Origin of the sequence: Clostridium sp. OM02-18AC (assembly GCF_003481825.1) — a bacterium.
Lineage (GTDB): Bacteria > Bacillota > Clostridia > Lachnospirales > Lachnospiraceae > Brotaphodocola.
Window position 1 is genome coordinate 1 of sequence record NZ_QULW01000014.1, and the last position, 22,896, is coordinate 22,896.

Annotated in this window: 21 protein-coding genes and 8 tRNA genes; 21 read left to right on the forward strand and 8 right to left on the reverse strand. The window is 48.8% G+C overall.

Translation table 11 applies throughout. The annotated features are described in order from the left end of the window. The first annotated feature begins 186 nt into the window (after nt 1-186). The 11 genes from yfcE to trpS all read left to right on the forward strand — a co-directional run bounded on the left by yfcE (nt 187) and on the right by trpS (nt 6,641). Nucleotides 187-732 carry a phosphodiesterase gene (gene yfcE / locus DXB18_RS10495; protein WP_118541457.1) on the forward strand — a complete coding sequence of 182 codons (546 nt, stop codon included), beginning with the start codon at nt 187-189 and terminating at the stop codon, nt 730-732. Nucleotides 733-748: 16 nt separating this feature from the next. Further along, nucleotides 749-1,921 carry a class I SAM-dependent RNA methyltransferase gene (locus tag DXB18_RS10500; protein ID WP_118707695.1) on the forward strand — a complete coding sequence of 391 codons (1,173 nt, stop codon included), beginning with the start codon at nt 749-751 and terminating at the stop codon, nt 1,919-1,921. 17 nt (nt 1,922-1,938) lie between these two features. Continuing rightward, nucleotides 1,939-3,414 (forward strand): lectin like domain-containing protein, encoded by a 1,476-nt coding sequence (locus tag DXB18_RS10505; RefSeq protein WP_147355240.1) that lies wholly within the window; start codon nt 1,939-1,941, stop codon nt 3,412-3,414. Between the two features lie 103 nt (nt 3,415-3,517). Continuing rightward, entirely contained in the window at nt 3,518-4,129 is a 612-nt protein-coding gene (gene rdgB / locus DXB18_RS10510; protein WP_118541463.1) for an RdgB/HAM1 family non-canonical purine NTP pyrophosphatase, read from the forward strand. Continuing rightward, complete coding sequence (locus tag DXB18_RS10515) at nt 4,129-4,620, forward strand: metallophosphoesterase (protein ID WP_118707699.1); 492 nt, start codon at nt 4,129-4,131, stop codon at nt 4,618-4,620. Before rdgB ends, DXB18_RS10515 begins: the two co-directional genes overlap by 1 nt. 144 nt (nt 4,621-4,764) lie before the next feature. Continuing rightward, nucleotides 4,765-4,839, forward strand: a tRNA-Pro gene (locus DXB18_RS10520). Nucleotides 4,840-4,853: 14 nt separating this feature from the next. Then, nucleotides 4,854-4,924, forward strand: a tRNA-Gly gene (locus DXB18_RS10525). 26 nt (nt 4,925-4,950) lie between these two features. Continuing rightward, nucleotides 4,951-5,024: transfer RNA gene (locus tag DXB18_RS10530), tRNA-Arg, on the forward strand. A gap of 36 nt (nt 5,025-5,060) precedes the next feature. Beyond that, nucleotides 5,061-5,134 (forward strand) — tRNA-His (locus DXB18_RS10535). Nucleotides 5,135-5,246: 112 nt separating this feature from the next. Further along, nucleotides 5,247-5,328: transfer RNA gene (locus tag DXB18_RS10540), tRNA-Leu, on the forward strand. A 251-nt stretch (nt 5,329-5,579) separates the two neighbouring features. Further along, entirely contained in the window at nt 5,580-6,641 is a 1,062-nt protein-coding gene (gene trpS / locus DXB18_RS10545; protein ID WP_118541467.1) for a tryptophan--tRNA ligase, read from the forward strand. A 96-nt stretch (nt 6,642-6,737) separates the two neighbouring features. On the opposite strand, the gene DXB18_RS10550 is transcribed toward trpS, so the two are convergent. Next, nucleotides 6,738-8,096, reverse strand: a complete 1,359-nt coding sequence (locus DXB18_RS10550; protein ID WP_118707701.1) for an MATE family efflux transporter — start codon at nt 8,094-8,096, stop codon at nt 6,738-6,740. 197 nt (nt 8,097-8,293) lie between these two features. Here DXB18_RS10550 and DXB18_RS10555 point away from each other — a divergent pair. Next, a tRNA-Gln gene (locus DXB18_RS10555) sits at nt 8,294-8,365 on the forward strand. Between the two features lie 153 nt (nt 8,366-8,518). Here DXB18_RS10555 and DXB18_RS10560 read toward each other — a convergent pair. Continuing rightward, nucleotides 8,519-8,590: transfer RNA gene (locus DXB18_RS10560), tRNA-Glu, on the reverse strand. Nucleotides 8,591-8,594: 4 nt separating this feature from the next. Further along, nucleotides 8,595-8,668 (reverse strand) — tRNA-Pro (locus DXB18_RS10565). Between the two features lie 94 nt (nt 8,669-8,762). Here DXB18_RS10565 and DXB18_RS16730 point away from each other — a divergent pair. The 5 genes from DXB18_RS16730 (at nt 8,763) to DXB18_RS10585 (ending at nt 13,897) form a co-directional block, all read left to right on the forward strand. Then, a complete protein-coding gene (locus DXB18_RS16730; RefSeq protein ID WP_279220845.1) occupies nt 8,763-8,885 on the forward strand; it encodes a hypothetical protein in 123 nt (40 codons plus the stop codon). A 144-nt stretch (nt 8,886-9,029) separates the two neighbouring features. Then, nucleotides 9,030-9,269 carry an NAD(P)H-dependent oxidoreductase subunit E gene (locus DXB18_RS10570; RefSeq protein ID WP_118707703.1) on the forward strand — a complete coding sequence of 80 codons (240 nt, stop codon included), beginning with the start codon at nt 9,030-9,032 and terminating at the stop codon, nt 9,267-9,269. A gap of 2 nt (nt 9,270-9,271) precedes the next feature. Then, nucleotides 9,272-11,005 carry a [Fe-Fe] hydrogenase large subunit C-terminal domain-containing protein gene (locus DXB18_RS10575; RefSeq protein WP_118707705.1) on the forward strand — a complete coding sequence of 578 codons (1,734 nt, stop codon included), beginning with the start codon at nt 9,272-9,274 and terminating at the stop codon, nt 11,003-11,005. Between the two features lies 1 nt (nt 11,006). Then, the gene (locus DXB18_RS10580) at nt 11,007-12,188 is read left to right on the forward strand and encodes a SpoIIE family protein phosphatase (RefSeq protein ID WP_118541475.1); all 1,182 of its coding nucleotides are present in this window, start codon (nt 11,007-11,009) and stop codon (nt 12,186-12,188) included. Nucleotides 12,189-12,439: 251 nt separating this feature from the next. Then, entirely contained in the window at nt 12,440-13,897 is a 1,458-nt protein-coding gene (locus DXB18_RS10585; protein ID WP_118707707.1) for a 4Fe-4S dicluster domain-containing protein, read from the forward strand. An 81-nt stretch (nt 13,898-13,978) separates the two neighbouring features. Here DXB18_RS10585 and DXB18_RS10590 read toward each other — a convergent pair whose 3' ends face one another. Beyond that, nucleotides 13,979-15,343, reverse strand: a complete 1,365-nt coding sequence (locus DXB18_RS10590; protein ID WP_118707709.1) for an MATE family efflux transporter — start codon at nt 15,341-15,343, stop codon at nt 13,979-13,981. A 114-nt stretch (nt 15,344-15,457) separates the two neighbouring features. Beyond that, nucleotides 15,458-16,102, reverse strand: a complete 645-nt coding sequence (locus DXB18_RS10595; RefSeq protein ID WP_243103352.1) for a GntR family transcriptional regulator — start codon at nt 16,100-16,102, stop codon at nt 15,458-15,460. A gap of 400 nt (nt 16,103-16,502) precedes the next feature. Between DXB18_RS10595 and DXB18_RS10600 the strand changes: the two genes are divergently transcribed. Both DXB18_RS10600 and DXB18_RS10605 read left to right on the forward strand, forming a co-directional pair. After that, nucleotides 16,503-17,762 (forward strand): 3-isopropylmalate dehydratase large subunit, encoded by a 1,260-nt coding sequence (locus tag DXB18_RS10600; RefSeq protein WP_118707711.1) that lies wholly within the window; start codon nt 16,503-16,505, stop codon nt 17,760-17,762. A 14-nt stretch (nt 17,763-17,776) separates the two neighbouring features. Beyond that, nucleotides 17,777-18,292 carry a 3-isopropylmalate dehydratase small subunit gene (locus DXB18_RS10605; protein ID WP_118707713.1) on the forward strand — a complete coding sequence of 172 codons (516 nt, stop codon included), beginning with the start codon at nt 17,777-17,779 and terminating at the stop codon, nt 18,290-18,292. A 94-nt stretch (nt 18,293-18,386) separates the two neighbouring features. Here the strand turns inward: DXB18_RS10605 and DXB18_RS10610 are convergent, their stop codons facing one another. Then, entirely contained in the window at nt 18,387-18,728 is a 342-nt protein-coding gene (locus DXB18_RS10610) for a VOC family protein (protein ID WP_118541485.1), read from the reverse strand. A gap of 316 nt (nt 18,729-19,044) precedes the next feature. On the opposite strand from DXB18_RS10610, the gene DXB18_RS10615 reads away from it, so the two are divergent. Both DXB18_RS10615 and DXB18_RS10620 read left to right on the forward strand, forming a co-directional pair. After that, nucleotides 19,045-20,565 (forward strand): hypothetical protein, encoded by a 1,521-nt coding sequence (locus DXB18_RS10615; RefSeq protein ID WP_118707715.1) that lies wholly within the window; start codon nt 19,045-19,047, stop codon nt 20,563-20,565. A 27-nt stretch (nt 20,566-20,592) separates the two neighbouring features. Continuing rightward, the gene (locus tag DXB18_RS10620) at nt 20,593-21,702 is read left to right on the forward strand and encodes a U32 family peptidase (RefSeq protein ID WP_347560882.1); all 1,110 of its coding nucleotides are present in this window, start codon (nt 20,593-20,595) and stop codon (nt 21,700-21,702) included. A 116-nt stretch (nt 21,703-21,818) separates the two neighbouring features. On the opposite strand, the gene aroD is transcribed toward DXB18_RS10620, so the two are convergent. Both aroD and DXB18_RS16345 read right to left on the reverse strand, forming a co-directional pair. After that, the gene (gene aroD, locus DXB18_RS10625; RefSeq protein WP_118541489.1) at nt 21,819-22,586 is read right to left on the reverse strand and encodes a type I 3-dehydroquinate dehydratase; all 768 of its coding nucleotides are present in this window, start codon (nt 22,584-22,586) and stop codon (nt 21,819-21,821) included. After that, nucleotides 22,583-22,756, reverse strand: a complete 174-nt coding sequence (locus DXB18_RS16345; RefSeq protein ID WP_207665782.1) for a hypothetical protein — start codon at nt 22,754-22,756, stop codon at nt 22,583-22,585. The genes aroD and DXB18_RS16345 overlap by 4 nt, the downstream gene beginning before the upstream one ends. Between the last annotated feature and the right edge of the window lie 140 nt (nt 22,757-22,896).

Consider the following 22,896-nt stretch of genomic DNA (forward strand, 5'->3'; position numbering starts at 1 on the left):
CATGTAGGAGTAAATTCCACCGCATAAGCGGACGGTGGAATTTACTTTTGAAATTTTCAGGAATAAGAAACGTTGGGTAATTCGTTGACAACTTTATAGGTGGGTAATAAAATAACAGTATTAATGCTGTAACTGCGAAGCAGCGCAGCTGCTTTATATTTATTAAGGAAAGATGAGGGAAAACCAATGAAATACATGTTTGCATCCGATATTCATGGCTCTGCACATTACTGCAGAAAACTTCTGGAGGTTTACCGCGAGTCTGGTGCCGAGCGCCTGATCCTGCTTGGTGACCTTTTATATCACGGACCGCGTAATGACCTCCCGCAGGAGTATGCGCCAAAGCAGGTGATCACTATGTTAAATGAGTACAAAAACGAGATCATTGCCGTGCGCGGAAACTGCGAGGCTGAGGTAGACCAGATGGTTTTAGAGTTCCCGGTTATGGCGGATTATGCGATTCTGGTGCTGAATGGTCTGACTTTCTTTGCGACCCATGGACACCTGTTCAACCAGGATCAGATGCCTCCGTTAAAGGCTGGCGATATTCTGGTACATGGACATACCCATTTGCTGAAAGCAGAAAAGGTGAATGGACATTATATTTTAAATCCGGGTTCCACTTCGATTCCGAAGGGTGGAAATCCGGCAACTTATGCAATTCTGGAAGATCAGAACTTTCAGATCTTTGACTTTGACGGAAATGTAGTCAAAGAGGCAAAACTGGGTTAATTAGGAAAGGAACGGTATGGCGACAAAAGTATACGAACTGATTGCACCTTGCCATTTTGGGCTGGAAGCAGTATTGAAAAAAGAAATCCTGGATCTCGGTTACGAGATTTCCCAGGTGGAGGATGGAAAAGTAACCTTTTTGGGCGATGCAGAGGCCATCTGCCGTGCGAATATTTTTCTGCGCACGACAGAGCGCATCCTTATGAAAGTGGGAAGCTTCAAGGCGACAACCTTTGAGGAACTGTTCCAGGGAACGAAAGCGCTGCCGTGGGAGGAGTACATCCCGCAGGACGGTCGTTTCTGGGTCAAGAAAGCCAATTCCATCAAGAGTAAGCTCTTTAGCCCGTCGGATATCCAGTCTATCATGAAAAAAGCGATGGTAGACCGCATGAAGCAGGCCTATGAGGTTTCCGTGATCCCGGAAACCGGGGCAGATTATCCGGTCCGGGTGTCTTTGTATAAAGATATCGTGACGGTTGCACTGGACACCACCGGGGAGTCCCTGCACAAGCGCGGCTACCGCAAGATGACCAGTAAGGCCCCGATCGAGGAGACGCTGGCAGCAGCCCTTATTATGCTGACTCCGTGGAACAAAGACCGCATTCTGGTCGACCCGTTCTGCGGAAGCGGAACTTTCCCAATCGAGGCAGCTATGATGGCAGCCAATATGGCGCCTGGTATGAACCGTTCTTTCCTGTCGGAAAACTGGAAGCAGATTATTCCGCGCAAGTGCTGGTATGAAGCTATGGACGAGGCGCATGAGATGGTGGACGATACTGTGACTGTGGATATCCAGGGATATGACCTGGATCCAGAGGTCATCAAGGCAGCCAGAGCCAATGCGGAGCTTGCCGGTGTGGCACACATGATCCACTTCCAGCAGCGCCCGGTGGCTGAACTGAGCCACCCGAAAAAATATGGTTTCCTGATCACCAATCCGCCGTACGGCGAGCGAATTGAAGATAAGAAAAATCTTCCGGCGCTGTATACCCAGATCGGTGACCGCTTCAAGGCATTGGACAGCTGGTCTGCGTTCATCATCACTTCCTATGAAGATGTGGAAAAATATATGGGTCGCAAGGCAGATAAAAACCGCAAGATCTACAATGGTATGATGAAGACCTATTTTTACCAGTTTCTGGGACCGAAGCCGCCGAGAAGAAAGCCGGATGGCGAATTTCGCAAGTAGTGTGGAGAAAGACCAAGTTGAAACGATGTTTTAGAAAAACCTGCGGGATGCTTGCCGCATTCTTATTCATTGCTTCCATAAGCGGATGCCAGGCATTGCCGCAGCCGGAATCCGGGAGCACTTTTGAGTCCAGACAGGTACAGTGGAAGGACCGGGGAAAAACGGACAGGCAGGAAGGCGAACCAAAGACAGATAACCAGGAAAGCGAATCAAAGGCAGGCAAACAGGGAATCGAACCAAAAACAGAAAAAAAGGCAGAAGATAAACTGGAGAAAGAAACAGTGGCGCAAGAGTCTCTCCCTTCCCGTTACGATGCGCGTACTGACGGCCGCACGGCCCCGGTAAAAAATCAGGGTGACCTGGGCACCTGCTGGGCATTTGCATCGCTTTTGGCATTGGAAAGCAGCCTGTTGCCGGGCGAATCATACGATTTTTCTGAGGACCATATGTCCCACGATCCGCATTTCCTTCTGGATCAGAAGAGCGGCGGAGATTACATTATGTCTATGGCTTATCTGCTTTCCTGGCGTGGACCGGTCCTGGAGGAGGAGGATCCTTACGGGGACGGTAGTTCACCGGAAGGCTTAAAGGCGGCCTTGCATGTGCAGGAAATCCGGATTCTGCCGGAATACGACCGGGAGGTCATCAAAGCCGCGGTATACCGGATCGGAGGCGTGCAGAGTGTCCTTTACACAACGCTGCAGGGGCAGACGCAGGACAGCCGTTATTATAATAAGGAAACAGGGGCTTACTATTATTCCGGGACGCAGCAGCCGAATCATGACGTCGTGATCGTTGGCTGGGACGATGATTATCCGGCTGAAAATTTCACGACCCCGCCGCCGGAAAATGGCGCATTTCTCTGTGAAAACAGCTGGGGAACCGGATTCGGAAAAGACGGATTTTTCTATGTCTCCTATTATGATACCAATCTGGGAGCAACCAGTCTGGTATATTCCGGTGTAGAATCCGCAGATAATTATGATGCGATTTATCAGAGCGATCTCTGCGGATGGCTGGGGCAGATTGGCTATGGCAGCGAGAGAATCTGGGCGACGAATGTGTACCAGGCGACTGGAACACTACAGAAGGTCCAGGCGGTCGGATTTTATGCCGTAGACCAGAATACAGAGTATGAAATCAGCATTCTAAAGAATGTGCCGGAGCATCCGTCTGATGCGGACTGGAAAAATCTGAAACGGCAAAAGCTTGGAACGACAAACGGAAATGTTTTCTATGCGGGGTATTACACGATCCCGCTTGCAGAGGCTGTGGAGGTTGCGTCGGGAGAGCGTTTTGCGGTACTGATCGAAGTCAAAACACCGGGTGCAGTTCATCCTATGGCGATCGAGTACGATGCGCAGGATGGGCGATGCCAGGTCGATCTCACAGATGGGGAAGGCTATATCAGCGCAGATGGGGATCTGTGGGAATCTGCGGAGACACAGCAGGCCTGCAATCTTTGTCTGAAAGCATACACGGCATGGGAGTAATCGGAAAGCATGCGCAGTGTTGGAGAAATCCTGAAAGCATACATTGAGCTGGAACATTTCCCGACGCGTGAATGGGAATGACTGGAGAAATAAGGAGAACATCATGAAAAAACACAGAATCGTATTTGCGACCGGCAATGCCGGAAAGATGAAAGAAATCCGCCAGATCATGGCAGATCTTGGTTGCGAAGTGGTATCCATGAAGGAAGCCGGAGCAAATCCGGAAATTGTGGAAAATGGAACTTCCTTTGCGGAAAATGCCGAGATCAAAGCCCGTGCAGTCTGGAACTGTACCGGCGACATTGTGCTGGCCGATGACTCCGGACTTGTGGTAGATTACATTGGTGGTGAGCCGGGAATTTATTCCGCCCGCTATATGGGAGAAGATACTTCCTATGAGATCAAGAACCAGAATATCATTGACCGTCTTGCAGATGCGAAGGGAGACGAGCGCAGTGCCCGCTTTGTCTGCAACATTGCAGCGGTGCTTCCGGACGGACGTGTGCTTCATACCGAGGCGGCGATGGAAGGACAGATTGCTGAAAAGCCGGCCGGATGCGGCGGCTTTGGTTACGATCCGATCCTGTATCTGCCGGAATTTGGCATGACCTCTGCGGAGCTTACCATGGAGCAGAAAAATGCGATCAGCCACCGCGGGAAAGCGTTAGAGGCAATGAAACGGGAGTTAGCGCATTACTTTGAGGAGGAATCCTGATGAAGATACTGATCGTGAGTGATACTCACAGAAAAGACGGAAATTTGTACGATGTGATCGAGAAGGAGAAGCCGCTCGACATGCTCATTCATCTGGGTGATGCAGAGGGAAGCGAGTACGTGATTGCGGACTGGCTGAACGAGGGCTGTGAGCTTGTGATGGTTCAGGGCAACAATGACTTCTTTTCCAAGCTGGACCGGGAAATCGAGCTGGATCTTGGACCACACCGCGCTTTTCTGACTCACGGTCATTACTATAACGTATCGCTGGATGTGGACCGGCTGTGGGAGGAAGCATCCGACCGGGGCTGCGACATCGCCATGTTCGGCCACACGCACCGTCCGTATCTGGAAGAGCGGGAAGGAATCACGCTCTTAAATCCTGGAAGCCTGTCTTATCCGCGCCAGGAGGGCAGAATGCCTTCGTATATCATCATGGATCTGGAAGACGATGGAACTGCGAAATATCATCTGATGTTTCTGGGGGATTAGGAAATGAAAAAAAATTATAAAAAAAAATTGTAAAAAAAGTTTTCAAAAACTGTTGACAAAATAAGACCTGTATTATATAATTACTCTCGCGTTGTTCGATGGCACTCGGTTGAGCGCGAGAGAACATACGGGTTTTCAGTAATCCGGGGTGTGGCTCAGCTTGGCTAGAGCACCTGGTTTGGGACCAGGGGGTCGCAGGTTCGAATCCTGTCACCCCGATTGCAATTGAATATGCGGGTGTAGTTCAATGGTAGAACACCAGCCTTCCAAGCTGGATACGTGGGTTCGATTCCCATCACCCGCTTTTGAAAAGCAAGTCTTTTCAAAAGTGAGTCTGTAGCTCAGCTGGATAGAGCAACGGCCTTCTAAGCCGTGGGTCGGGGGTTCGAATCCCTTCAGGCTCGTTTCTTTCACGAAAGTGGAAGATGAATTTCATAATGGTGGGTATAGCGCAGCTGGTTAGCGCGCCAGATTGTGGCTCTGGAGGCCGAGGGTTCGAATCCCTCTATCCACCCTGATTGTTAAGTCCTTATGCAAACGATGCGTAAGGATTTTTTACAATCTGCTGTTGGCTTACATCTGCAAAAGAAAGAACACTGCAGTTTGGATGGTATAATTTTATATGCGCGGAACTGATGGAATTGGCAGACATGCAAGATTTAGGTTCTTGTGCCGCAAGGCGTGTGGGTTCAAGTCCCACGTTCCGCATTATATTTACAAGGGTTTTCTATAAATCATAAGATTTGCGGAAAGCCCTTTTGTTTTACTTGTTAGGATCGTGAGTGGGAATCCTCGGTAATTCAATTGCCGATGTAGTTCACATTCTGGTGTCACTGCGGGTGTATTCACTGCTTTTCACCGGCAGCATGGCAAAGGTCAGGTTGACAGTGCCCCACTGAAAGAATTATAATAGAGAAATCAGCGGCAGATCCGCGCAAAACAAAGGAGTCCAAATATTTATGAAACAGATCATTTTAACGGGCGACCGTCCTACCGGTCGTCTTCATGTTGGCCACTATGTTGGCTCATTAAAAGAACGTGTCAGACTGCAGAATTCCGGCAAATTCGATGAAATCTATATCATGATCGCCGATGCACAGGCTTTGACAGACAACGCAGAGCATCCGGAAAAGGTTCGCGACAACATCATCCAGGTTGCACTCGATTATCTTGCCTGTGGTCTGGACCCGGAAAAGTCTACCATCTTTATTCAGTCCATGGTTCCGCAGCTTACCGAACTTAGCTTCTATTACATGAATCTGGTTACGGTCTCCCGCCTGCAGAGAAACCCAACGGTAAAATCCGAGATCAAGATGCGTAACTTTGAGGCAAGTATCCCGGTCGGCTTCTTTACCTACCCGATCAGCCAGGCAGCTGACATCACTGCGTTTAAGGCAACCTCCGTACCGGCTGGCGAAGACCAGATGCCGATGATCGAGCAGTGCCGCGAGATTGTGCACAAATTCAATTCGGTATACGGTGAGACCCTGGTTGAGCCGCAGATCATCCTTCCGCAGAATCAGGCATGCCTGCGTCTGCCTGGTATCGATGGCAAGGCAAAAATGAGTAAGTCTCTTGGAAACTGTATCTACTTATCCGATGAACCGGAAGATATCCGCAAGAAGATCATGTCCATGTTCACCGACCCGAACCACCTTCGCGTGGAGGATCCGGGACAGGTTGAGGGCAATCCAGTATTTATCTACCTCGATGCATTCTGCCGTCCGGAACATTTCGCAGAGTTCCTGCCGGATTACAACAATCTGGACGAGCTGAAAGACCATTACAGACGCGGAGGTCTTGGGGACGTTAAGGTCAAGAAGTTCTTAAACAATGTGATCCAGGCTGAGCTGGCTCCGATCCGTGAGCGCAGAAAAGACTGGGAGCAGCGTCTTCCGGATGTTTACGACATCCTTGCAGAGGGCAGCAAACGCGCGGAAGCTACCGCAGCAAAAACTCTGGCAGATGTACGCCATTCCATGAAAATTGATTACTTTGAGAATGGTACGTTAAGCAAATAAAAGATTTTTATACATGAAAAAAGCAGGTGCTTTCCAGATTGGAAAACATCTGCTTTTTTCGTGAATCTCAGAGAGCGTAAGCGGCACATTTATTGCTTACGCTTCCACGGAGTGGATCCATTTGCCGCTTAAAAGGCGGGAAACACACCAGAAGGATTTGATGATATAGTCGATGCGGAGACACAACAATGTGAGCCATGCAGGCCAGTGAAGCAGCAGACCGCCCACAGCTCCGAGCGGAATGGAGACCAGCCACATGAAAAGGATATCTGCTTTCAAAAGGAAACGTGTATCGCCGCCGCCGCGCAGCACCCCTTTGGTCATAACGCACTGGATTGCCTCGAAAAAGATAATGACAACGTAGGCATTCATGAGCTGTCTGGTCATGGTTACGGTTTCTGGAGCCAGGGAGTACATGGAAATGGTCATCGGGCCAAGGATAAATACCATGACGGAGGCAATGGCGCCGAAGATCATGCTGAGCAGGTAAAACGTTTCGCCCTGTTTCATGGCCAGGTCCCGGTTTCCAGAGCCGATGGTATTGCCGGTGATGATGCCGGAGGCATTGGAAACGCCCTGAATGACAACGGTACAAAGCCGGTCGATCACCTGACAGATGGAGTTTGCAGCTACCACGGCCGCACCCATATGGCCGAGAACCACGGAAAGCAGATTCAGTCCCAGACCTAACAGGGCATCACTCAAAAGCACTGGTGCGCCGAGCCGCAGATAGTTTTTGTAAAACTGGATGGAAGGTGCTTTTAAGAGGTGTTTCAGTCGGAATCCGAGTTTTTTATCCATGACAAGGATATAGATGAAGGTTGCCAGAAATTCGGTCAGGCGGGCAATCAGGGTGCCCAGGGCAGCACCGGCAATCTCCATGCGCGGCATACCGCATTTTCCAAAGATGAAAATGTAGTTGGCGGCCAGGTTTATGGCAAAGGACAAAATCGAGACGTAGAGCCCAAGTTTCGCCTGCCCAACGGTGCGCATCAGCTGTGCAGCTACCAGACCGGTTCCATGGATGGCAAAGATCAGTACCGTGATCTTTAAGTATTTTATGCCGTAATTGATCACATCTTCTTCGGAAGTATAGATTTTCATGATGGGACGTGTAAAGAACAATGTCAGGGCTGCAAATACCAGCGCCACCCCAAGTGCGATACGCAGTGCCATGCTGAACGTTTCCCGTACATGGTCTTTGTCACGGGCGCCCCAGTACTGGGAAGCCAGTACACTGGAACCACCGATGATCCCGTAGCAGAAAATCAGAAAAAAGCTGTAAAACTGATTGGCGAGGCTGGAAGCAGAAAGCTGTGCTTCGCCAAACGAACCAAGCATCATGGTGTCAAGCATATTGACGCCCATATTGATGGCTGCCTGCAGTGCAACCGGAAGCATAATGGACAGGACATTTCTGTAAAAGCTCCTGTCTTTGATCAAAGTAACCCGCATAATGCAACTCCCCCCTTTGTATACTTGTTATTATATAGAACAAGTTGAGAAAGTGCAATTTGAATTTCCGCGCGGAATTCAGATTTGAAATTCAGCCGGAGTTCGGATTGAAATTCGATTTGAAATTCTGCTCTCTGTCTTGCTTTTTTGCTGAAAATCAGATATAATAGACAGGCATTTATCTTTTGAGGTAATGATGGGCCATCGCCAAGCGGTAAGGCACAGGACTTTGACTCCTGCACTCGAGGGTTCGAATCCCGCTGGCCCAGCTGAAAAAAGACGAGAAAACCTTTTGCATAGAGAAGGATTTCTCGTCTTTTTGTTTATTTTTTGGAGAAAGGGATTTGAATTTTCTGAAAATTTACAATAAAAAATACCAGAGCAGATGCTCTGGTGTTTTTTCGCTTTGATTCTTGATTCTATGACCTCATCGGGAATCGAACCCGAGTTTACGCCGTGAGAGGGCGTCGTCTTAACCGCTTGACAATGAGGCCAGAATCGAGGCGACAAGATTCGAACTTGCGACCTCTGCGTCCCGAACGCAGCGCTCTACCAAACTGAGCCACGCCTCGAAGCGACTCCAATAATATAGCACCTTTTGGAAAAGAATGCAAGCACTTTTTGAAAAAAGTTTAAAAAAGTTTTTTGCTACTTTTTTGCCTTTTTTTGGAAGCAGATTTTGCCGTCGAAAACCGTAAAACAGGCAGGGGAAAAGAGGAAAAGGGGAATCCAGGTTATGTATGGAAGAAAAAACACGGTTTTCCCCATTTTATGCAATTTGCTAATTGATAAAAATGTATCAATATGAGAAAATAAACCTATAGTATGCGCAGAAAACAGGAATGTGATGCGCATTTGTGTCAGTTATAGGTTTCAACGGGTTTGCGGACCAGAACCAGTGGGTCATATGAACAAAATTTGGAGGATTGAGTTATGAGAGTTACGATCTGTATTGGAAGTGCATGTCACTTAAAGGGATCCAGAGAGATCATCCAGCGTCTTCAGGAGCTGGTAAAAGAGCACGGAGTTTCCGATAAGGTAGATTTAAACGGAGCATTCTGCAGCGGAAACTGTGTAAATGGTGTCTGTGTAACGGTAGACGGAGAATTGTTCTCCTTAAAACCGGAAACAACCGATGACTTCTTTGAAAAGGAAATTTTAGGGAGGCTGTAAGCATGGCGATCATTGACTTTAAAGCTACAAAGTGCCGTCACTGTTACAAGTGTGTGCGAAACTGCGAAGTCAAAGCCATCATGGTAAAGGACGGTCGTGCGGAGATCATGCCGGACAACTGTATCTTATGTGGGCGCTGCCTGCAGATCTGCCCCCAGTCGGCCAAGACACTGGTGAGTGATCTTGGTATGGTAAAGGCTATGATCGAGGCGGGGGAGAAGGTCGTTGTTTCCATCGCGCCATCTTATATGGGCCTTTTAAAATATCACACCATTGGGCAGGTGCGCTGCGCACTCATGCGTCTGGGTTTTGCCGATGTGCGTGAGACAGCGGAAGGCGCTGCGCTGGTAACAGCGGAGTATACAAGGCTGCTTGTGGAAGGTACCATGGAAAATATTATCAGTACCTGCTGTCCAAGTGTGAATGCGCTGATCGAGAAATATTACCCGCAGCTGATTCCGTATCTGGCCCCGGTGGTTTCTCCCATGATCGCGCATGGACGCATGATCAAGCAGGAGATGGGAGCGGATACCAAAGTGGTATTTTTAGGTCCCTGCATTGCCAAAAAACAGGAAGCCCTGGATCCGCGCCATGCAGACTGCATTGATGCCGTCTTAAATTTCAACGATATCAACCGCTGGCTGAATGAGGAAGATATTGTCATTGAAGACTGTGAGGATATGCCGTTTGAGCAGCTGGACCCGCGGGTGAACCGTCTCTACCCGGTGACCAACGGGGTGATCAGTTCTGTTATGGTCACAGAGGCAAAGCAGGACAGATACCGGAAGTTTTATGTGCATGGAGAGAGCAACTGTATCGATCTGTGTCAGAGCATGATGCGGGGCGAGATCACAGGCTGCTTTATCGAGATGAATATGTGTTCCGGCGGCTGTATCAAGGGACCGACGGTAAACGATAAGTCCATTTCCAGGTTCAAAGTGAAGCTGGATATGGAAGAGCGGATTTCCCGGGATCCGGTACCAGAAGAGGAAACAAAGCCGCTGCTTAAAGAGGCAGCGTTGTATAAGGTATTTTTGGACCGCACACCGAAAGATCCGGTTCCTTCCGAGGAAGAAATCCGTAAAATTCTTGCAAAGACCGGAAAAATCCGCCCGGATGATGAATTAAACTGTGGTGCCTGCGGGTATCCGACCTGCCGCGAAAAGGCGATTGCCGTGTATCAGAAGAAGGCAGAGCTCGACATGTGCATTCCGTTCATGTATGAGAAGTCCAAGTCTTTTGCGAATCTGGTTATGGAGACATCACCGAACGTGGTCATAATCGTGGATGCGGACATGAAGATTATGGAATATTCTGCCGTGGGTGAAAAGTATTTTGGAAAGACCCGTGCGGAAGCACTGCAGATGTATCTTTATGAGTTCATCGACCCGTCGGATTTCCAGTGGGTGTTCGATACCCACCAGAATATCCATGGCAAAAAGGTGCATTATCCGGAATTTAAACTGGATACACTTCAGAATATTGTATACATACCGGAGCAGAATGTGGTACTTGCCACCTTCATCGACATTACGAAAGAGGAAGAACAGGCCAGACTGGAGTATGAGCGCAAGTTAGACACCATCGACTTAGCTCAGAAAGTCATCCACAAGCAGATGATGGTAGCCCAGGAGATTGCAGGACTTCTCGGCGAGACAACAGCAGAGACCAAGACGACGCTGACAAAGCTTTGCAAATCCCTTCTGGAGGACGGAAGCGACAACGGAGGTAAGTAGAATGGCAATTACCGTAGATGTTGCTTATAAAAGCCTGAATAAATTTTCAGAGGTTCTCTGCGGAGATAAGGTCGAGCTGTTAAAAACGGATGATTCCAATATTATGATCCTGGCAGATGGCATGGGAAGCGGTGTAAAGGCGAATATCCTTGCCACGCTGACCTCCAAGATCCTGGGAACGATGTTTTTAAACGGAGCAACCCTGGAAGAGTGTGTGGAGACGATCGTGGAGACGCTTCCCATCTGCAAGGTGCGGCAGGTTGCATATTCCACGTTCAGCATTTTGCAGGTCTTTCACAGCGGAGACGCGTATCTGGTCGAATTTGACAATCCAAGCTGTATTTTTATCCGTAATGGTCAGTTGGTGCCGATTCCGCAGAACATCCGGGAAGTGCAGGGCAAAAAAATCAATGAATTCCGTTTTCGGGTCCAGCGCGGCGACGCACTGATCCTGATGAGCGATGGAACCGTTCATGCGGGTGTGGGGCAGCTCTTAAACTTTGGCTGGCTCTGGGAAGACATTGCCAAATATGCGCTGAAGCAGTATGCGCTGACCATATCAGCCATGCGACTGGCGTCATCCATCTGCCAGGCGTGCGACGAACTTTACCAGTACCGCCCGGGTGATGACACCACGGTGGCGTGCATGCGCATCATCAACGCGAAACCGGTGCATTTGATGACGGGTCCTGCAAAGGATCCTTCCATGGACGAAGAGATGGTGAAGAGCTTTATGTCCGGCGACGATTCCACCAAGCGGATCGTCTGCGGCGGAACCAGTGCCACCATTGTGTCCAGAGTGTTAAAGAAACGTCTGGACGTATCGATGCAATATGCCGATCCGGATATTCCGCCCATTGCCTATATGGACGGGATTGAACTGGTAACGGAAGGCGTTCTGACGCTGAACCGTGTGGTGCAGCTGTTAAGAAGATATGTCAAGAATGAAACCGTATCCGAGCAGTTTTTCCTGGAACTGGATAAGCCAAATGGTGCGTCCATGGTAGCCAAGATGCTGATTGAAGACTGCACAGAACTGCATTTATATGTCGGAAAAGCCATCAACAGCGCTTATCAGAATCCGGGCCTACCGTTTGACTTAGGTATCCGCCAGAACCTGGTAGAGCAGCTGAAGACGGTTGTGGAAGATATGGGAAAACAGGTAACCGTAACCTACTATTAAATGATACCAGGGTACAAAAAACTTTTACCCCTAACATCATGAAGCAGGTTTATAAATAAATGAATGGTAGCGGCCGGAAATTCTGGCAGTTACAAGATGAAAGAAAACAGAGAGTTGAGCAGGATGTCACATGGCTGTGAGCAGACTTGGCTGTTGCCAGGTATGCAAAAGAAGCTGTAGTCCGCAGGTTTGCGGCTGCGGTGAACAGCCAAATTTTGCGGAGCGGACATCCGGAAATGAGGAGGAAAATTATGGTAACAAATGACGCAACAATCTTACGCATCAAACACGACGTACTGTACGAGGTAGCAAAGCTGGCATGGGCTGGCGAGCTGGATGAGGAACATAAGGACCAGGTTCCGTACACCATCATCCCGGGACCGCAGGCACAGTTCCGCTGCTGTATCTACAAAGAGCGCGAGATCATTCGTCAGCGTGTCCGCCTGGCAGAGGGCAAATGCCCGACCAGCGGCAAAGATACCAGAAACGTGGTTCAGGTCATCGGTGCAGCTTGCGAGGAGTGTCCGATCGCATCTTATACCGTAACCGATAACTGCCGGAAATGTATGGGAAAGGCATGCCAGAATTCCTGTAATTTTGGTGCGATCAGCATGGGAGATACCCGCGCACACATCGATCCAAACAAGTGTAAAGAGTGCGGAAAGTGCGCAAATGCCTGCCCGTACAACGCAATCGCACATCTGGAGCGCCCGTGTAAGAAAGCCTGCCCAGTAGATGCCATCACCTACGACGAGTACGGCGTATGCGAGATCGATGAGAACAAGTGCATCCAGTGTGGCGCCTGCATCCACAGCTGTCCGTTCGGTGCGGTTGGTTCCAAGACTTTTATGGTTGATGTCATCAACATGATCAACGCAGGCAAGAAAGTAGTTGCCATGGTAGCACCGGCAACTGAGGGTCAGTTTGGACCGGAGATCACCATGGCCAGCTGGAAAACCGCATTAAAGAAAGTCGGCTTTGCAGATATGGTAGAGGTTGCCTTAGGCGGCGATATGACCGCTGCAGCAGAGGCTGCTGAGTGGGCAGAGGCTTACAAAGAAGGCAAGAAGATGACCACCTCCTGCTGCCCGGCATTCGTAAACATGATCAAGCAGCATTTCCCGCAGCTGTTAGACAATATGTCCACCACCGTGTCCCCGATGTGCGCCGTTTCCAGAATGCTGAAAGAGAAAGATCCGGAGATCATCACCGTATTCATCGGACCGTGCATCGCGAAGAAGAGCGAGACCCTGGATTTAAATATCAAAGACAATGCCGACTACGCTATGACTTTCGGTGAGATCCGTGCCATGATGCGTGCGAAGGGCGTAGAGCTTGAGCCGGAAGAGAATACCTATCAGGAAGGTTCCGTATTCGGTAAACGCTTCGGTAACGCAGGCGGCGTAACTGCAGCAGTGGTAGAGTGCTTCAAGGAGATGAACGAGGATATCGCTCCAAATGTCATGAAGTGCAACGGCGCAGCAGAGTGTAAGAAAGCCCTGCTCCTTATGAAGGTCGGCAAGCTTCCGGCAGACTTCGTAGAGGGTATGGTCTGCGTGGGCGGCTGTGTCGGCGGCCCGAGCAAGCACAAGACCGAGCTTGAGGCAAAGAAGGCAAGAGATCTTCTCATTGGTCAGGCAGACGACCGCGAAGTGCATGCAAACTTAAAGAATCTGGGTGTAGACCAGGTGGCAATGCATAGACACTAAATAACAATTTGATTCACTTTAATAGGGCCGTGTGAGTTGCCTTTCGGCAACTCACACGGCCCTTGTCATATACTTATATTGTTACACTGCATCCGGCACATCTTCCGGCATGCCCCGGAAGAACCGCACAACCATAGGAATGGTGATGGCGGCTGCGATGAAATCCGCGATCGTCTGTGCCATCTGGATGCCGAGGAGTCCCAGGGTGTGGCTTAGAATCCACAAAACCGGGATGAAGACCAGACCGCTTCGGATCATGGAAAGGAAGGTTGCTTTTCCGCTGAATCCGATACTCTGGAACATCATGTTGCCGCACAGGGAAAATGGCATGCAGAAGAGAGCGAGGCACTGGATGCGCAGTGCCGTGGTACCGATCGAGATAACGGACGGGTCGTCACGGAACAATTTGACAATAAAGCTGGAAAAGCCGATCCCGATCAGGGCAGAAATACTCATGACGATCAGACTGCTGCGGATGCTGAACCAGAAGGCTTCCTGCACGCGGCTGTATTTTTTTGCACCATAGTTGAATGCGCTGACCGGCTGGAAGCCCTGGCCAATACCGAGTGCGATGCAGAACAGAAACATAATAATTCTTGTAACAATACTCATGGCAGCAATGGCGGCATCGCCGTATGGTGCGGAGCATAAGTTTAAGATCATCACGGAAATGCTGTTGAGTCCCTGACGCATCAGACTTGGAAAACCGGTTGTGAGGATATTGGTCACATCCGCAAATTGATGTGTGATATACCGGATATGGATGCGGCTCTGGACTTTTCCACGTAAGAATGGGGTGATCAGGATCAACATGCTGATGTACTGGGAGACTGCAGTGGAAATACCGGCTCCGCGCACACCCAGGTTCAGTCCGAAGATCAGAAACATATCCCCGAAGATGTTGAGAATGCCGCCGGAAGCCAGACCGAGCATGGCGAAAAATGCTTTTCCTTCATAACGGAGAATGTTGTTCATGACACAGCTGGAAGCCATGGCCGGGGCGGCAATGAGAATCCAGGTACTGTATTCAATGGCGTGGGGAAGAATGGAATCAGTGCTTCCCAAAAGCCGCATAAACGGTGCATGGAACAGAAAACCGAAGACACAGATGCAGCCTCCGGCAAGCAGTGACAAAAAGAAGCTGGTGGAAGCAAATACGCGGGCACTTTCCACGTCGTGCCCGCCCAGCTTCCGGCTGATGTTGCTTCCGGCACCATGTCCGAACATAAATCCAAAGGCGTTGATGATCGCCATCAGCGCAAATACCACGCCGGTGGCGCCGCTGACACTGGTTCCGAGCTGGCTGACAAAGAAGGTGTCTGCCATGTTGTAGATGCTGGTCACCAGCATGCTGACGGTGGTGGGAAGTCCCAACCGCAGTACCAGCTGGTGAACCGGCGTTTTTGTCATTTTGTCATATTGTTCCTGTGCGCTGTCTCGTTCCATATGTCTTTTACTCCTGTCTTTTTATATTGCAGCGTTTCGTTTGTGCTGCGGTGAATGCCTGGTGGATATCGTGAAGGTGGAAATGGGGGGTGCCGTATTTTTGTCGTATCGTTCTCAGCGGAATTTGAAGTTTTTTAGAATATTATCCATGCTCCGCTCGATGTGATGTTCCATTTCCTTTCTGGCATGTTTGGCATCGTGCTCTTTGATATAGGTCAGAATATCGATGTGTTCCTGTGTGGATTTGATGTAATGATCCAGTTTGGGAGAAGTAAAGCCGATACTGGGACCGTTCCACAAACTGGAAAGAATTTTGTAAAGCCGCCGGTTATCTGCAGCTGTCCAGATTGCGGTGTGTACCTCAAAGTTCAGATCTTCATATTCGCTGCCGGATAAGGATTCCATGCGTTTCTGGGCATCCACAAGCTTTTCAATCAGCTTGTCAGCGTCTGGCATGCCGTTTTTTGCAGCACGTCCTGCGGCTTCTGATTCCAGAAGCATGCGCATCTCGTAGTGATCGGTGATGTATTTTTCATCGATCGGTTTTACGATCGCACCCTTGTTCATGCGCAGTTCGATCAGTCCTTCTGCTTCCAGAGCCTGAAATGCTTCCCGGACCGGAGTGCGGCTGACACCGAGTTTTCCTGCGATATCGGTGAGACTCAGTTCATCACCGCTTTTATATTCCCCTGAAAAGAGTGCTTTTTTTAAGATTGCCGTGATCCGGACACGTGCCGGTAACAGTTCCATACTTTCCATAATTCTGATGATCCTTTCTATTTTATATGAAATCTGTTTTTCTGCCCCTTTTTGGGGTCCCCATAACAGTTTTCTGCCTTGCGGTTGCAGAAATGAATTCGTTACTTTGATGATATCATTTTGAAAAATCGGTGTCAACAAATCGTATACGATATTCAGTTGCTTTCCATAAAAAAGGTATTTGAAAAATGTGAATAAGTGCCAAAGATTTGAAAAATGAGGAAAAAGGCTTGAAAAGCTATTTGGAAGGTGATAATCTTTGAATTACAAATCGTATATCGTATACGATATTCAAAATATGAAATGCGAAATACGACATGCAAAATGAAAACAAGAGCCGTGATGATCAGGCAGATCTGTGAAGTTGCGGAAAATAAATCAATCCACAGGAGGAGTAAAGATGCACGCAATTGAAAAAATTCTTGCGAAAAACAGTGGTCGTGAACAGGTGAGCGCGGGGGAAATTGTAACAGCAAAGGTTGATTTTGCGGAGATCAACGATCTGTATCTGCAGACCGTGTATTCTTTTTATGAAATGGGTGGCGAGAAAGTCTGGGACAGCGAGCGCGCAGCGTTTGTGTTCGATCACTACGCACCGGCACCGGACATGAAGAGTGCTGCAAACCATGTTGAGATGAGAGAATTTGCAAAGAAGAACAACCTGAAATTCCATTTCGATACCAACTGTGGCGTGTGCCATCAGGTAATGCCGGAAGCCGGTGTCATTTATCCGGGCATGATCGTGGTAGCAACCGACAGCCACACCACGACACATGGAGCATTTGGTGCCATGGGAACTGGCTGCGGTGCAACGGACATGGCAACGATTCTGATGACAGGTGAGCTGTGGTTCCGTGTTCCGGAGATCATCGAAGTGCGTCTGGAAGGGGAGCCGAAAAAGGGTGTGTATCCGAAAGATGTCATTTTAAGTGTTCTTGGAAAGATCAAGGCAGACGGAGCTGTATACAAAGCAATTGATTTTACCGGCAGCTACGTAGAGAATCTTGGTGTTTCCGGCCGTATGGTCATCTGCAACATGGCAGTGGAGATGGGCGCAAAGACTGCCTACATGCAGCCGAACCAGGCAGTTCTGGACTATGTTTCCAAGCGTGCAGTCAGACCGTTTGAGGTACAGTACACAGACCCGGATTTCCAGTATGAAGAAAGCTATGTATTTGACGTGTCAGAGCTGGAGCCGCAGCTGGCATGTCCGCACAGCGTCGATAACGTTGCTCCGCTTACGGAAGTGATCAAAGATGAGACGATCACCTTAAATCAGGGCTATATCGGAAGCTGCACCGGCGGAAGAGAAGAAGACATTGCCGAAGCAGCGAAAATTCTGGCAGGAAAACACATTCCGCAGTACACAAGACTGGTGGTGGTTCCGGCTTCTGCGGAAGTCATGCAGACATGCATGGAAAAAGGCTATATCCAGAGTCTGATGGCAGCAGGTGCGACCATTACGACACCAGGCTGCGGCGCATGTCTGGGTGCGCATGAGGGAATTCTGGCAGCAGGCGAGACTTGCATTACGACCACTAACCGGAACTTCCCGGGACGTATGGGTTCCACGGAAGCAAAAATCTATCTGGCAAGCCCGGCAACGGTTGCGGCAAGCATTTTAAATGGCTGCATTACTGATCCGAGAAAGTATTTATAAGGGGGATATCCGTCATGAAAACACAGATTACAGGAAATATCATTGTAGTAGGCAATAACATCGATACCGATCAGATCTATCCGGGCCGTTTTCTTGCGATCACCGATCCGAAAGAGATTGGAAGTCATTGTCTGTGCGGCGTGGATGAAACCATTGCTGCGAATTTCCCGCAGGGCGGCATAGTTGTAGCCGGAACCAATTTTGGCTGTGGTTCCAGCCGTGAGCATGCACCGATCGCGCTGATCAATATGGGGGCAAGTGCCGTGATCGCAGATTCCTTCGCGCGCATTTTCTTCCGGAATTCCATTAACTTAGGGTTGCCGCTCATTGTGTGCAAGGGCATCAGCAAAGAAGTGGTGGATGGTCAGGAGCTTACTCTGGACATCGAGAAAGGCACTGTTACCGTGAAGAAGACCGGAAAAGTATATCCTTGTGACCGACTTGGCGACCAGGCTATGAAAATTCTGGAAGCTGGCGGCATCAAACCGCTGATGCGCGCACGGATGGAAAAAGAGAAAGCTACGCGTTAAAAAGCAGCACATGAAACAAGAAAGGACCGAAAATCTGGTTCCGCCATGTATGGTGGGGCAGATTTTCAGTCCTTTGTCAGTTTTTTGAGATGTGTTATTGACCCAGTTTCCAGTCTTCGAGAAGCTTTAATTCAATCCGGGTTCCGTTCGAAAGAGAAAACCAGTGATCGTTGATGGCAGTTGTAGGATAAGCTTTGATCTTTTCCATGGTTTCCGGGATGGAATCGACGGCGATGGAAATGTGATCGTAACCATTCTGGCCGTCGGCGCAGATTTCTTTTGTCTCACAGAGCTGAATGCCTTCCTGATACCAGCATTTTCTGGCTGGTTTTTCTCCAATTTCCCGCCACATGTGCATGTCAAATACATCTTCAAAAAATTTCTGTGTTTCTTCATAAGAAGTGGTGCGGATTGCTGCATGATCGAGTTTTGCCATTGTATCTTCTCCTATTTTGGTTGTGGTTCGCACAAGCGTGCCCGGGAATGTTTTTCACTTCATGTCGGGAGACGCCAGTCGACGCTATTTTGATTCTTACAATACGATAACGCATTTGGAAGTAAATAGCAAATAGAAAATAGATATGCGGCGCATACAAAATTTGATATAATGATGCTGTGATCAAAGGGCTTTTGCTTCTGTGATCCCGGAGCGTTTGCGATGGGGAATGGGCTGCGCGTGAACAGTATTGAAAATGGTAAGCGGGAGTGAAAAACGGAAGTGAAAACCGGAAGAGGAAAAGGAACAGATTACAATGGAGCAGGAACTCTGGAATTGGACAGAATCAGCGGTGGAAATGATCCCGTTTGCGCTGCTGGCTGGTTTTTATAAAGAAAAAGAAATCCGCATTACAAAGCTCTCGGAGGAAGGATTTTGTTTTCGGACCCTGCAGAAAATTGAGAAGATCGATACGGATTTTGTGCTTTCTTTTTATGATATGGAACGGGATCAGTACGATGAGAGAACGGTGAGCCCGGAGTGCTGGAGACTGGAATGTCAGACGGAGTTCTTCTATGTTTATGCGGTGACTGTAACGCAGGAGGATTATCACCAGGCAGTGCGGAAGCTGTTCGGGCAGTATGACCGCTATATCCGGCTGAAGCTGGAGGCGAACGATGGACTTCTGGCGGAAACACTGACGGGGTATCCGGCAAAAAAAGATGAAAAGTTTGCAGATTCTTTTGTGGAGCAGATGCAGAACTGGTATGAAGAGACCGGGTTAAACAAAGAATGGGAAGCAGAAACGAACAAGAAATGTGCGGAAACAGGAGATGTGATGGAGTGCTCCGGGGTGGAGGAAAAGGCAAAAACGAAGCCGGAACAGGAATGCCAACGAAACTTGGAACAGGAGCAGAAGCAGAAGCGAAAAAGCAGCCCGGAAAATGAGCCGGAACTTGCCCTGGAACTGGACCATCCAGAGCAGTATGCGGCATTTCTGGAGCAGGATTTTGCTGAACTTTTGCGTCATTACAAAACGAAAAATCCGATCATAAAACGTTGCTTTTCTCATAAAAATCCAGACCGCATTTACATCGGAAATGCATTTTGTCCGTTGTTATTTCCGGAGGAAACGGTTCTGTTTGCGATGTTAAAAAAGGCAGAAAAGCAGAAGCTTGCAGTTACGCTTACGTTCTCGTATGTAAGAGAAGAACAGCTGGAATCTACGGAACTGCTCTTGCAGAAACTGGAAACATGGTGTGCTTCACAGGGGACAGAATTGGAAATTGCAGTGAATGACTGGGCCATGGCTGACATGTTAAAAGAGCGGACCAGATACTTAAAACCATGCCTTGGCACGCTGCTGAACAAGCGGAAAAAAGATCCGCGTATGGCATACAAAATGGGAGATCACAGGCTGTTGGAAGAAAACAGCCTGAATGCAGAGTTCTACCGGGATAGTCTGGACCAACGTTTTGGAATCACACGTTTTGAATGGGAAAGCTGTGGCTATGACCAAAAGCTTCCAAATACCCGGAATCATCTGCATCTGCCCTTTTACCAGACCAATACGTCACAGTATTGTACGCTGTATGCCGGAGTCCGGCAGCGGGACAGGGGAAAACAGCAGCTGGTGACAGCGTGCGGCGGACTTTGTGAAACAGCAGGATATCTGTATCCGGAGCATTTGCATATGGTGGGACGGGGGAACTCGCTGTTTGGAATGGATACGGATATTTTGAGAGAAACCGGCATTGCAGACCAGGACTGGGAGCAGACGGTGACATATTGCAGGAGTCATCGGATCAGCCGCCTGGTGGTGGCCAGCTGGTGGTAAGGCAGCCGGATATGGAAAACGGATTTTATGGCATCAGAGATGGATGGCTGGAATCCGATGAAAGCCTGCTTGCAAGAGGCGGAAAGAGAACAAAGCAGTGGCGAAATGAAGGATCATAGAAAAGAAAATCAGGAGACAGAAAACAGAATGAAAATCGTAGCGGGACTTGGCTCGATCGAAGAATATATCCGGTTTTGTGAGGCGGGTGCCGATGAGTTTTTTGCCGGTTATGTGCCGTATGAATGGAACCGGAAATATGGGACTTTGATGTCATTAAACCGCAGGGAAGTGTTCTGCAGCAATGTGCAGCTTGGCGCCTTTTCGGAACTGGAAATTTTGACAGCCATGGTCCGGAAATACAAAAGACCCGTTCATCTGACCTTTAATGCGCTGTATTATCTGCCGGAACAATATCCGGAGATTGCGCGGATCATAAAGAACTGTATGAGACTCGGATACCGGACGTTTATTGTGGCAGATCCGGCATTGATTCTGTATCTGCGGGAGCATCAGATCGATTGTCAGATTCATTTAAGCGGCGAGACCGGGGAAGTAAACAGCCGTATGCTTTCTGTCTTTCAGAAATATCAGATACAGCGGTTGATTTTTCATAGAAAGAACAGCTTTTCGGATATGGAATCCGTAATTCAGCATGGAAAACAGGATGGAAAAACACTGGAATATGAGGCGTTTGTGTTAAATGAACTGTGCCAGTTCAGCGGGGCATTCTGCAATTCTTTACACTGTGATGAGATGGGCTATCTGTGCCGGGTTCCGTACCGTCTGGGACCGATCCGGCAGGAGAACATGTCCATAAATATTGTGGAAACAGAAAAGCGGGATGGAATGGAGCGTTGCGACAGCGAAGAAGCATACGCAGAAGATGGTTATCTCTGTGGTGCTACCGGCTGCGGTCTTTGTGCATTAGATCAGCTTCAAAAAGCCGGAATCACGCATCTGAAACTGGTCGGACGGGGGAATTATGTGGATTTTATGGAGCGGGATATCCGGAATCTGAAGAGAGTGCTGGATATTTTGCAGGAATCGGCTGGTTCTGCCTGCAAAACAAACATGAAAACGGAATTATTTCCTCATGGCTGCAGCGGAAACTGTTATTACCGGGAAAGTGCCACATAAAAAGCCGCAGTTTGTTCCGGGTGACGGAACGAACTGCGGCTTTTCGCATTCCTGCCAGGAAAGCACCAGCGGCATATCTGCTGATCCTGGCGCGAAAGGATGAAAGAAAGGCTGTATCAGTTTCCCATACTTTCGTGGATCAGTTTCAGGACACCGGCCAGATCGTTGGCATTTACCTGTCCTGGTGCGGAAGCTTTTCCAACGGAGCCGAAGGTCAGGGCAGAGCCGAAGACTTCTCCGCAAAGGCGGCTGATCATGCCGACTGGTCCCATGGACATGGTGATGAGCGGGCGTGTGGTACGGCGGTCCATTTCTTCGGTAGCGGAAAGAAGGGTCAGTACATCTTTCCGGGACTGCGGCATAACAGCAATCTTTAAAACATCTGCCCCCATCTGGTCCATTTTACCAAGAATCGAGAGAATTTCTTCCTGTGCCGGGGTGGACTGGAAGTTGTGGCTGGAAGCGACAACCGGGACTCCGGCGCTGTGGGCGGTGTCCAGGATGGTGCGGACCACATCATCGCCGGTAAAAATCTCAACATCGACCAGATCTGCAAGACCGCTTTGGGCTACCTGGCAGTTCAAATGCTGGTAGGATGCCGGGGAGATCTCTTTTTCGCCGCCTTCTTTTTTGGAGCGGAACGTAAAGAGCACCGGGATGCTGCCAAGGACTTCATGAAGTCCCTGAAGAACGTGCTTTGCAGCTTCCGGGTCTTCTGCCTGGTCAAAATGGTCGCAGCGCCATTCTATAATGTCCGGGTAGGACGCCAGGGCATTTTTGGCTGCAGCAAGAATGGAATCATAGGTATGTTCTACAATGGGAACACAAATTTTCGGAATACCATCGCCAAGCTGGATGGTTCCGACGGTAACTGGTTGTTTCATAGGAATCCCTCCTGAACTGTAAATTGAATTTTTGTAAATCTGCTTCGTCTATTATAGCAATGATGGAATGTATTTGCAAACAGGAATGTTTGTTGCTGTTCACGCGTTGCGCAAACAGCAACGGATTTTGCCGATGCTTCGCATTCCGAATCGGCAAAATCTGCTGCCATAGCGGTATCGTACGGAATTTTCAGTTCAGAAAATTCCTACCCATGTACAGTAACGAATGTTTCGAAAGCACATTGTGAAACAGATGTCAAGTCTTGAATGAGAATATTCCCTGCTATATAATGGGAATCCATAGAAAACA